Consider the following 9,794-nt stretch of genomic DNA (forward strand, 5'->3'; position numbering starts at 1 on the left):
TCTTTGATCTGCTCGCGGAGCTTGGCGCGTTCAGCCTCATCGGAAGTGCGGCACGGGACGAGCACGGCGGGTGTTTCCTCGCCCCCGTTGCTGACCGAGAATGCGGCAATGTCGCCCGCCTTGAACCCGGGCAATTGCTCGACCGCCCATTCGATATCCTGCGGCCAGTAATTTTTACCGTTGATGATAATCATATCCTTGGCACGGCCGACTATGTATATGTATCCATTGGACATATAGCCCATGTCGCCAGTGTCGAGCCAGCCATCCACCATGCACGCCTCGGTCGATTCCGGATCGCGGAAATAGCCCACCATCAGCGACGGGCCGGTGCACCAGACCTTGCCAATCACGCGATCGGGCAGAATGCTGCCATCGGCGTCGCGTACCTCGATCGTCATGTCCTTAACGGCCTTGCCGCAATTGACGATGGCACGATAGCGGGTCGGGCGATCGGGCGATCCGGGCACGCCGGTCAGTTCGCTTTCCTCGACCAGCTCGACCTCGATGCCTTCGCCCGGCGGCATGATTGAAACGGCGAGCGTCGCTTCGGCAAGGCCATAGCTGGGCAGGAAGGAGCTCGCCTTGAAACCGGCATCGCCATAGGCATCGACAAAGGACTGCATCACATCAGGACGGATCATATCCGCGCCATTGCCTGCGAGTCGCCAATGACCGAGCTTGAAACGCTCCGAAACATGCGTCTGGCTTGAAATACGGCGCGCACAGATATCATAGCCAAAGGTGGGCGAATAACTGATCACCGTGCCATCTGCACGGCTGATCATATCAAGCCATGCGAGCGGACGGCGGGCAAAATCCTCGGTCTTCATGTAATCGGTCGATACCTGATTTGCGACGACCGACAGGAAGCAACCAACCAGCCCCATGTCATGATACCAAGGCAGCCATGAAACGCAGCGATCCTGCGGCTTCAGCTCCATCCCGTGGCTGTGCGCGGACAGATTGTTGAGCAACGCCTTGTGCGTCACCGCAACGCCATGCGGGAAACGGGTCGATCCGCTCGAATATTGCAGATAGCAAATCTCGTCAGTGGTCGCCTGCGGCAGCTCGGTCTTGAGCGCGATGCGATCGTTGAACTCAGCCCAGTCAACGCCCTCCACATTGCAGCGTTTGGCCGCTTCACCAGCCATTTCGGCGAGCTCGGGCGGGAAGAATAGGGACGAAGGATCGCAGCTGTTGAGCTGCACCATGATCTGGTCGATATAGCTTTCCTTGCCACCAAAGCTTGTCGGCAGTGGCAACGGCACCGGCCATGCGCCGGCATAGACGCAGCCGAAGAATAGTGCGGCAAATTCGGGCCCGGTTTCGGCGATCAGCGCGATCCGGTCTTCCTTTTTCACGCCATGGCTGATCAGGCGATAGGCGACATCCAGCGCATCCTTGCGCATCTCGCTGAACGGATAGGGACGCGCCAATTCACCACGCATATCGTGGAAATTGAGGCCGCGTGCCCCTTGCGCTGCATAGTCCAGCGCCTCCCCCAGAGTTTCAAAGTCTGAAAACCGGCGCTCCAGCGTGTCGCTGGAGGGCGTGGGTGTTAGACCTGTCATGTGCTTTCCCTTAATCTTGCGATCCCTAATCGAGCGGGTTTACACGACCTTTGGAGTTCAAATTTCGACCCGACTGTGGCAACAATGCGGCGTGGCAGATGAACCAAAACGAAACAGATCGCCTAAGCCACTGAATCCAGTGAAGTTACGTGACTTGGCGCTACACTATGTCGGGCGTTACGCCACCAGCCGGAAGAAGCTGTCCGACTATTTGCTGCGAAAGCTGCGCGAGCGTGGCTGGGACGGCGAAAATGCAGCGGACATACAAGGGTTGATCGCCGATTTTGTTCGCCTCGGCTATATCGACGATGCCGCCTTTGCTGCCGCACGAGCGCGAACGATGACGGCGCGTGGCCTTGGCCAACGGCGGGTGAACGAAGATTTGCGCGCCAAGGGCATCTCGGAAGCCGATGCGGGCGATGCGCATGCCGAAAGTGCTGCACAAAAATGGCAGTCTGCGGAGCGCTTTGCCCAACGCAAACGGATCGGTCCCTATGCCAGCGAACCCGCGTCGGACGAGCAGAAGCGCAAGCAATTTGCCGCATTCCTGCGTGCCGGGCATGATTTTGAGATCGCACGCAAATTTGTCTCCGCTTTGCCCGGTGAGATTTTGGAGGCAGATTAGCATGATGAACCGTCGATTCGTCCTCGCGGCCCTGCCGCTGCTCATAGCCCTGACCGCCGCAACACCACCGAAAAAGGCGCCGCCGCCCCCTGCCCCGCTCCCTGATCTGGTCAAGATTGTGCTGACTACGGAATTGGGGCCGATCGAATTGGAACTGGACGCGAAGCGCGCACCAATCGCGACGCGCAATTTCGTGCGTTATGTCGATCAACGGCGCTTTGACGGTATAACCTTTTACCGCGCGATGAAGCTGCCCTGGGGCGAACAGCCCAACGGCCTGATACAAGCCGGCACGCGTGGCGATCCGAAGCGCGACCTGCCGCCGATTGCGCATGAAACCACCGACCAGACGGGAATCTTGCACAAAGCAGGCTCGATCTCGATGGCACGCTGGGCCCCGGGCACCGCGAAAGGCGATTTTTCGATCCTGCTGTCGGATATGCCCAGCCTCGATGCCGATCCCAAATCGACCGATCCCGAGGCGCGCGCCGGCTACACCGCCTTTGGCCGCGTTTCGGGCGGGATGGAGGTTGTCCGCCAGATATTCGACGCGCCGATATCTACCACATTGGGCGAAGGTGCGATGAAGGGGCAGATGATTGCCAAACCGGTGAAGGTGCTGACAGCACGGCGGGTGGTCCAAAGTGTACCACTACCAGTAAAACCGTAGTGCTGAGCTTGTCGAAGCACGCTTAGAGGTTTGCGCTCAAGCTGATAGGCGCCCTTCGACAGGCTCAGGGCTGCGGTTTATATCCTGACGCTCTCAATTTCTTGGCGGCTGGCGGCGATAAGACAGAGCCTCGGCGACTTGCATCCGGCCAGATCCGCTATCGTCCGCGCGACCCGCAATATCCGCGTATAGCCGCGTGCGGATAGGCGCATCGCCTCGCTGGCTTGGGCAAGCAAACGCTGGCCGGGTTCGTCGGGGGTTGCGTGCGCCTCCAGCAATTCGCCGTCCAAATCGGCATTGGTGCGTTTCGCGGTCCCCATCAGCCTTTCAGTCTGCACCTGCCGTGCTGCAAAAACCCGCGCCGCGACCTGTTCGGAACCTTCGGCTGGGGGTGGCAACACCAGATCGGCGGCACTTACTGCCTCCACTTCGACATGCAGGTCGATGCGGTCGAGCAGCGGCCCTGACACCTTCGACTGATAGTCCGCCGCACAGCGCGGGGCGCGGCTGCAGGCGAGCGCGGCATCGCCCAGATGGCCACAGCGGCAAGGGTTCATCGCTGCGACCAATTGCACCCGCGCCGGGAAGGTCACATGGCTGTTTGCGCGGGCCACACTGACCTCTCCCGTTTCCAAGGGTTGACGTAAACTATCGAGTACAACTCTTTGGAATTCTGGTAATTCGTCAAGAAACAATATGCCGAGATGGGCAAGACTAACCTCACCCGGACGAACCCGCAAACCGCCGCCAACCAACGCGGGCATAGAGGCGCTGTGGTGCGGTGCTCGAAAAGGCCGGTTGCGCGAAATTCGTCCGCCTTCGAGTGCTCCTGCAACCGAGGCGATCATCGAAACTTCCAACGCCTCGGCAGGCGTCAGTTCGGGCAATATCCCCGGCATGCAGGAGGCCAAGAGAGACTTGCCCGCCCCCGGCGGCCCGACCATCAGCAAATTATGGCCCCCCGCCGCCGCTATCTCCAGCGCGCGCTTTGCCGTTTCCTGACCCTTTACTTGTTTAAGGTCCGGCCCTCGCACCGGCGCATCGGCAATTCCCGGTTCGGGCGGACGCAATATCCCCTGCCCCTTGAGATGATTCAGCAGCGAAAGCAGATCTGGTGCAGCAATGACCTCGACCTGCCCCGCCCAAGCGGCCTCGGCGCCCTGCATCGCGGGGCATATCAGCCCCATTTGTCGCCCCGAAGCATGGAGCGCGGCCAGCAATACGCCTGGCGACGCCGCCACCCTGCCATCCAGCCCAAGCTCGCCCACCACGACATATTGCGCCAATGTCTCGGCATCGACGAGGCCCATGGCGGAGAGCAGCGCCATCGCGATCGGCAGGTCGTAATGCGATCCTTCCTTGGGTAGGTCTGCAGGCGACAAGTTGATGGTTATCCGCTTTGGCGGAAGCGACAGCCCTAAGGCCGCAATCGCGGCACGAACGCGCTCGCGGCTTTCGGCAACGGCCTTGTCGGGCAAACCGACCACGGAAAAGGCGACCATGCCGGGCGCAATCTGGCATTGCACCTCGACCGCACGGGCCTCCAGCCCCAGATAGGCAACGGTAGAAACGATAGCGACCACGGCAAAGCAACTCCCTGAAACAGGTTGAAAGTTGCGCCATTTTGGCCACCGCGCGCCGCCACCGGTTAGCATGAAATCAGGCGAAGGCAAATCGTGCCTAAATTCCTTTTAACCTTTACCGCAGAGAAATTCGCAATCCCCAGGCGCGCAATGGGCGCGGATGAAGACGGGCAATATCCTCGAAAATCTTGGCATGGCGAGCCTATTTGCGCTCGTGCTGATTGCTGCGCCGGTGCGCGCTGCAACGCTGGAAACAGAGGAAATCGTTTACGAAATCGCAGACGAGGCACCCGCAGGAACGACCGAGCGTTTCGTTGCCCAGCCCTTTGGTGACGTCTCACCCAGCCGAACCCCTCTGGCGAGTTTCGGCCCATTCCATATGGTCGCGTCCGACCGAGCCGAACTGATCGGCAGCGTCGAGACCGAGACGCCGGCCCAATTCGCCGCGTTGCTGCGCGCGTTCCCCACGCTCAAACAAATCGACATGATCGATTGCCCCGGAACTGGCGACGATGAGGCCAACCTCGCGCTTGCCCGCATGGTGCGCCGCCATGGCGTCAGCACCTATGTACCCGACGGCGGCTCGGTCCGCTCGGGCGGGGTCGAGCTGTTCCTCGCCGGTGCCCAGCGTCGCGCAGCGCCGACGGCGGAATTCGCAGTCCACAGCTGGCGCGATGAGGATGGCTATGAGGCAGACGATTTCGCCGCCAACGATCCGGTGCACCAGGAATATATCGCATTCTATCGCGAAATGGGACTGAGCGATGCCGAAGCGCGCAGCTTCTACGCGATGACCAACAGCGCCCCGCATGACGATGCTCTGTACCTGAACAGCCGCGATCTGGCGCGTTACGTCCGGCTGGATTGAGCTGGTTTCTCGTCAGAACACTCGTTTGAGATCAAGGCGCAGTGGTATGCCGTCGCTCATCGCAGTCAGACTAGCTCGATCACCATATTCCTTATAGGTGAGCTCTAGGCGGGATTCTGGCAATTGTAGTTTATTGCCGTCAAAGCGAAATTCTTCACTGTCTTCATCGTCCAAACCAGCTCGTGGTCGGCGCCGTTCGATGTAGAGCGTCGAGTCCGACTGATCGAATTTGAGTAGATCTCCCCTCGCGAGATCAACGAAACCTTCCGCTTTCTTGATTTCCCAACTGCCTTCAATGGCCATTCGGCGAAGTTCCAGCGAGCTTTCACCGGTATAGCCTGACATCTTTGCTGCCTTATCAGTCATGGCGGTTACAAGCTGCATTTCCTGCTCCATATCTTCGCCATTGATCGCGCCGAGGCGCGAAGAAAGGCCGGATAGCAAACGATAAGCCTCTTTTGCCTTGCCATCGCGGTGATAAGCCAGCGTCGCTTGCTTCATCACCAGATATTGGTCGACCAACGCCTGCGCCTTGGCCAGATTGGCGCTCGGATCCTTCAATGGAGCCGCAACGGACAATTGGTCGCTACCGTCGCGGCCATTGGCGATTGCACGATATGAGAGCTGCACAGTCATCAACGGTCGATCCGGCGCCAACTGCACCTCGGGCAGATTGGCCCGCTTACTGTCCTTTGCGAGGCTGACAAAAATTCCGCCGGCTTCGGTCGAGAAGAAGGCGGACGGCACCACTATACTAACCGTTCCGTCACGGCCATTTTCCATCATGCCGTCAGGTACGCCGAAAACTCCTGAAACCGCATAACCCTTGGTCGGAGTCATCGAAATTCGGATGTCGCGTGCAATTTCGCTAACCATTGTGTTCAACTCTTCGCCGAACAGTTTTGCGACGCGGGCTTCATCCTCGACAAAGAAGAGATTCCCGCCCTTAACGCTGCCGATCTTGGTTGCAAGGGCGCCGTCATATTGCACACCCACGCCGATTGTGGTCATCCCGATGCCGCGATCAGCCGCACGCTGCGCCATCCCCATGAAACTGCCCGCGTCGGTTGCGCCAACATTGGGCTGTTCATCGGTGAACAACATGACGCGGGTGTTGCCCTTGAACCTTGGGGCATCGTCATATGCAACGCTGTAGCCAAGCTTTAGCCCCGCCTCCATATTGGTCGAGCCATGGCTTTCAATTTCAGCAATGCGATTGACGATGGCTTGTTTGTTGCCGGACCAATTGGTGGGTTGCAGCCAAACATGCGGTTCATCGCCATAGAGGATCACCGACATCCGGTCGCCTTCCTGCATCTGCTCGGCAATGCGGGTCAACGCTAATTTAACGAGATCAAGAGGTTCCCCACTCATCGACCCTGATTGATCGACAACGGCAACCAAGTTCAATGGGTCGCGCTTCCAGCTTTCCGCATCAACATTGCTGGCAAAGCCTAGCCCGACGAACAGCCGGTCATCGGGGCGCGTAGGCAAATTGCTGCGCATCGATTCTGTGGCAAGGCACAGCAGTTGGCTGCAATCACGCGCCAGCGGAAGGAGAAGATCGTGCTGCCCCAGCAGCCCTTCGACCGTCAACGATTCCGGGCGCGGCATCTCGCCGTCTTCAATCGCGAGACTGCGGAAATGGTTGATATCCTGCGCGCCCCCGGCGCTAACCCGAATGACACTACCAGTCACGACGACAGCATTATAGCTATCATCCTCCTCATATTGCTCTTCATCCTGTGCAATGACCGGCCACGTCGAGCTTAACAATGCCATGCTAGCCAGGAACAGCAATTTACGCATTCCGACTCTCCTCATAGTCCCACCGTATATCTTATCAGCAGTACCGGAATTCGTAACGCAATTTCAACGCACTGGTACAATGCCGTGCGATCTCTGGAAACGCGGTTTGACGACATACCGACTGGTTGGTATGTTTAGTGAATGTCGAGTCGAAATGCCTCTGCTCACCGCCCGTCTGCCCGGTCGAAACTGATCGACGCGGCGCATATGCTGGTGCGCAAGCAGGGTTATGCTGCAACTTCGGTGGACGAGATTTGCGCGGCGGCGGGCGTATCAAAGGGCGCATTCTTCCACCATTTCGCTTCGAAAGAGGAACTGGGCGTGGCAGCGGCCGAGCAATGGACTGTGCGCGCCGACGAACTGATCTTCACCCTGCCCCCCTGGGTGCGGATCGAAGACCCGCTCGAACGCCTGCTCGCCCATATCGACTTCCGTATGTTCATGCTCGAAGGCCCACCCGAGGGCTTCACCTGCTTTGTCGGCACGATGGTGCAGGAAAGCTTTGCCAGCAGCGACACGCTGCGCCGCGCCAGCGATGCCAGCATCAGCGCCTATTGCGAACGGTTGGCCGTGGATATCGAAGCGGCCATCGCACGCTACGGCATCCGCGACGGCGTTTCGGCTATAAGCCTGTCCTATCATATCCAAGCGGTGCTGCAGGGTGCCTTCATCATCGCCAAGGCCAAGAACAGCCCCAAGGAAGCGCGCGACAGCGTGCTCCACCTCAAACGCTACATAAAAATGCTGTTCGAAAGAGGAGAAACCGAATGAGCAAGATGATCTTTGTCAACCTGCCCGTGGCAGACTTGCCCAAGGCGATGGGCTTTTACACTGCCCTCGGTTTTACCAATAACCCGCATTTCACCGACGAGACCGCGGCCTGCATGGTGTGGAGCGAGTCGATCATGGTGATGCTGCTGACGCACGCCAAATGGCAAAGCTTCACCGATCGCCCGATCCCGCCTTCAACCTCTAGCGAGGTGATGATTGCGATCACGCTCGACAGCAGGGATGCGGTGAACGCTTTGGTGGATGCCGGGGCCGCCGCGGGGGAACCCGCAGCCCTCAACCCGCCGCAGGCCCATGGCTTCATGTACCAGCGCACGCTTGCCGACCCCGATGGTCATATCTGGGACCCCTTCGGGATGGATCCTGCGGCGGTACCGCCGCAGGACTGAGGGTAGCTTTATGAGCAGCGCAGATACAATCACCGCTTATCATCTGAGCCTGTCTGCAGACGACCAGTTGATTTGCGCCAAATTGCGATCGTGCATCGATGCGGCGTTGCCAGAGGCGGAGAGCAAGATCTGGCATGCGCATCCAGTGTGGTTCCTCGATGGCAACCCTGTCGTCGGCTATTCGCGGCTGAAGGATTGCATCCGCCTGCTGTTTTGGAGCGGCCAGAGCTTCGAAGAGCCCGGCCTCAAATCCGAGGGCAAGTTCAAGGCCGCCGAAGCGCGCTACACTGACGCGGCACAGATCGATGACGCCGAACTTAACCGCTGGCTCGGCAAGGCGCGCGAAATTCAGTGGGATTACAAAAATATCGTCAAGCGCAAAGGCAAGCTTGAGCGATTGTAACGAGAGGAGAGAGCAATGAGCTATATTGACGGTTTCGTGATCGCCTGCCCCAAGGCGAACAAGGACAAGTTCATCGCGCACGCCAAGCTGGGCGACAGCGTTTTCATGGATCTGGGCGCATTGCGCGTGGTCGAATGCTGGGGCGACGATGTCCAGGAAGGCCACACCACCGACTTTCGCATGGCGGTGAAGGCGGAGGCCGATGAGGAGGTGCTATTCAGCTGGATCGAATGGCCCGATAAGGCGACCCGCGACGCTGCCTTCGCCAAGATGACCGAATGGATGGAAGACCCGTCCAAGGCCGATCCGCGCATGGACCCCGAAAAGAACCCGATGCCGTTCGACGGTAAGCGGATGATTTTCGGGGGTTTTGCGCCAGTCGTCGACCTCAAAGCCTGAAAGGACACGTCATGGCTAGATTGCAAGGCAGCTGGATCTGGTACGAATTGATGACCACCGACTTTGGCGGGGCGAAGGCCTTTTACGAAGCAGTCGTTCCCGGATGGACGATGAGCGCTGGCCCGCCCGAGGCCGAGGGCTACGGCTTCATCGCCAATGCCGATGGTGGCATGACAGGCGGCATTCTTACATTGTCATCTGAAATGATCGAGCATGGCGCTCGCCCCAGTTGGCTCGGCTATATCGGCGTGGACGATACCGATGCCAGCGTGGTCGCAATCGAAGCGGCGGGCGGCAAATGCCTGATGCCTGCGCGCGATGTACCGATGGCCGGGCGAATTGCCATGGTCGCTGATTGCTGCGGCGCGCCATTCTATGTCATGACGCCTACACCGCCGCCGGGTGGCGGTGAGAGCACCGCCTTTTCGACCAGCCTGCACGGCCGCTGTTCGTGGAACGAGCTTTACGCGGGCAATCAGGCCAATGCACTGGCCTTCTACACTAAGTTGTTCGGCTGGACACTTCCCGAGCCGATGGACATGGGCCCGATGGGTACTTACCAGTTCATTGACCATGATGGCGGCGGGGTTGGCGCGATCATGCAGGCGCCCGCAGGGGCCCCCACCGACGCGCCCCCCCCCTCCACCGCCCCCGCCGAGAAACCCCGCCCCGGGGCTGCCGGTCC

10 protein-coding genes and 1 pseudogene are annotated in these 9,794 nt (G+C 59.4%); 8 read left to right on the plus strand and 3 right to left on the minus strand.

The window, feature by feature from the left end; translation table 11 throughout:
- Nucleotides 1-1,574: fatty acyl-AMP ligase (locus Q0239_RS00730; protein ID WP_298596850.1), on the minus strand; the 1,574-nt coding region annotated here is incomplete at its 3' end.
- A gap of 139 nt (nucleotides 1,575-1,713) precedes the next feature.
- Here Q0239_RS00730 and Q0239_RS00735 point away from each other — a divergent pair.
- Together Q0239_RS00735 and Q0239_RS00740 are read left to right on the plus strand one after the other, a co-directional pair.
- Nucleotides 1,714-2,199: a RecX family transcriptional regulator gene (locus Q0239_RS00735; protein WP_298596853.1), complete on the plus strand. Its 486-nt coding sequence runs from the start codon at nucleotides 1,714-1,716 to the stop codon at nucleotides 2,197-2,199.
- A gap of 1 nt (nucleotide 2,200) precedes the next feature.
- Complete coding sequence (locus tag Q0239_RS00740) at nucleotides 2,201-2,869, plus strand: peptidylprolyl isomerase (RefSeq protein WP_298596856.1); 669 nt, start codon at nucleotides 2,201-2,203, stop codon at nucleotides 2,867-2,869.
- 93 nt (nucleotides 2,870-2,962) lie between these two features.
- Here the strand turns inward: Q0239_RS00740 and Q0239_RS00745 are convergent.
- Nucleotides 2,963-4,452 (minus strand): annotated as a pseudogene (locus tag Q0239_RS00745) (YifB family Mg chelatase-like AAA ATPase).
- Nucleotides 4,453-4,612: 160 nt separating this feature from the next.
- Here Q0239_RS00745 and Q0239_RS00750 point away from each other — a divergent pair.
- On the plus strand, nucleotides 4,613-5,320 hold the full coding sequence (locus Q0239_RS00750; protein ID WP_298596859.1) for a hypothetical protein: 708 nt from the start codon (nucleotides 4,613-4,615) through the stop codon (nucleotides 5,318-5,320).
- Nucleotides 5,321-5,332: 12 nt separating this feature from the next.
- Here the strand turns inward: Q0239_RS00750 and Q0239_RS00755 are convergent, their stop codons facing one another.
- Nucleotides 5,333-7,129, minus strand: coding sequence for a VWA domain-containing protein (locus tag Q0239_RS00755; protein ID WP_298596862.1), 1,797 nt, complete (start codon nucleotides 7,127-7,129; stop codon nucleotides 5,333-5,335).
- A 141-nt stretch (nucleotides 7,130-7,270) separates the two neighbouring features.
- Between Q0239_RS00755 and Q0239_RS00760 the strand changes: the two genes are divergently transcribed.
- The 5 genes from Q0239_RS00760 to Q0239_RS00780 all read left to right on the plus strand — a co-directional run.
- On the plus strand, nucleotides 7,271-7,900 hold the full coding sequence (locus Q0239_RS00760) for a TetR/AcrR family transcriptional regulator (protein ID WP_298596865.1): 630 nt from the start codon (nucleotides 7,271-7,273) through the stop codon (nucleotides 7,898-7,900).
- Nucleotides 7,897-8,307: a VOC family protein gene (locus tag Q0239_RS00765; RefSeq protein ID WP_298596867.1), complete on the plus strand. Its 411-nt coding sequence runs from the start codon at nucleotides 7,897-7,899 to the stop codon at nucleotides 8,305-8,307. Before Q0239_RS00760 ends, Q0239_RS00765 begins: the two co-directional genes overlap by 4 nt.
- A gap of 10 nt (nucleotides 8,308-8,317) precedes the next feature.
- Nucleotides 8,318-8,710 (plus strand): DUF1801 domain-containing protein, encoded by a 393-nt coding sequence (locus tag Q0239_RS00770; RefSeq protein ID WP_298596869.1) that lies wholly within the window; start codon nucleotides 8,318-8,320, stop codon nucleotides 8,708-8,710.
- Nucleotides 8,711-8,725: 15 nt separating this feature from the next.
- Nucleotides 8,726-9,109 (plus strand): DUF1428 domain-containing protein, encoded by a 384-nt coding sequence (locus Q0239_RS00775; RefSeq protein ID WP_298596871.1) that lies wholly within the window; start codon nucleotides 8,726-8,728, stop codon nucleotides 9,107-9,109.
- An 11-nt stretch (nucleotides 9,110-9,120) separates the two neighbouring features.
- A partial coding sequence (locus Q0239_RS00780) for a VOC family protein (RefSeq protein WP_298596874.1) occupies nucleotides 9,121-9,794 on the plus strand: 674 nt, incomplete at its 3' end.

Source organism: uncultured Sphingorhabdus sp. (assembly GCF_937872355.1).
Classification (GTDB): domain Bacteria; phylum Pseudomonadota; class Alphaproteobacteria; order Sphingomonadales; family Sphingomonadaceae; genus Sphingorhabdus_B.

Bases quoted from the DNA above. Each gene is read 5' to 3' on its own strand.
- Q0239_RS00740 (WP_298596856.1), top strand. From the start codon at position 2,201: ATGATGAACCGTCGATTCGTCCTCGCGGCCCTGCCGCTGCTCATAGCC.
- Q0239_RS00755 (WP_298596862.1), bottom strand. From the start codon at position 7,129: ATGCGTAAATTGCTGTTCCTGGCTAGCATGGCATTGTTAAGCTCGACG.
- Q0239_RS00750 (WP_298596859.1), top strand. From the start codon at position 4,613: ATGAAGACGGGCAATATCCTCGAAAATCTTGGCATGGCGAGCCTATTT.
- Q0239_RS00770 (WP_298596869.1), top strand. From the start codon at position 8,318: ATGAGCAGCGCAGATACAATCACCGCTTATCATCTGAGCCTGTCTGCA.
- Q0239_RS00760 (WP_298596865.1), top strand. From the start codon at position 7,271: ATGTCGAGTCGAAATGCCTCTGCTCACCGCCCGTCTGCCCGGTCGAAA.
- Q0239_RS00775 (WP_298596871.1), top strand. From the start codon at position 8,726: ATGAGCTATATTGACGGTTTCGTGATCGCCTGCCCCAAGGCGAACAAG.
- Q0239_RS00765 (WP_298596867.1), top strand. From the start codon at position 7,897: ATGAGCAAGATGATCTTTGTCAACCTGCCCGTGGCAGACTTGCCCAAG.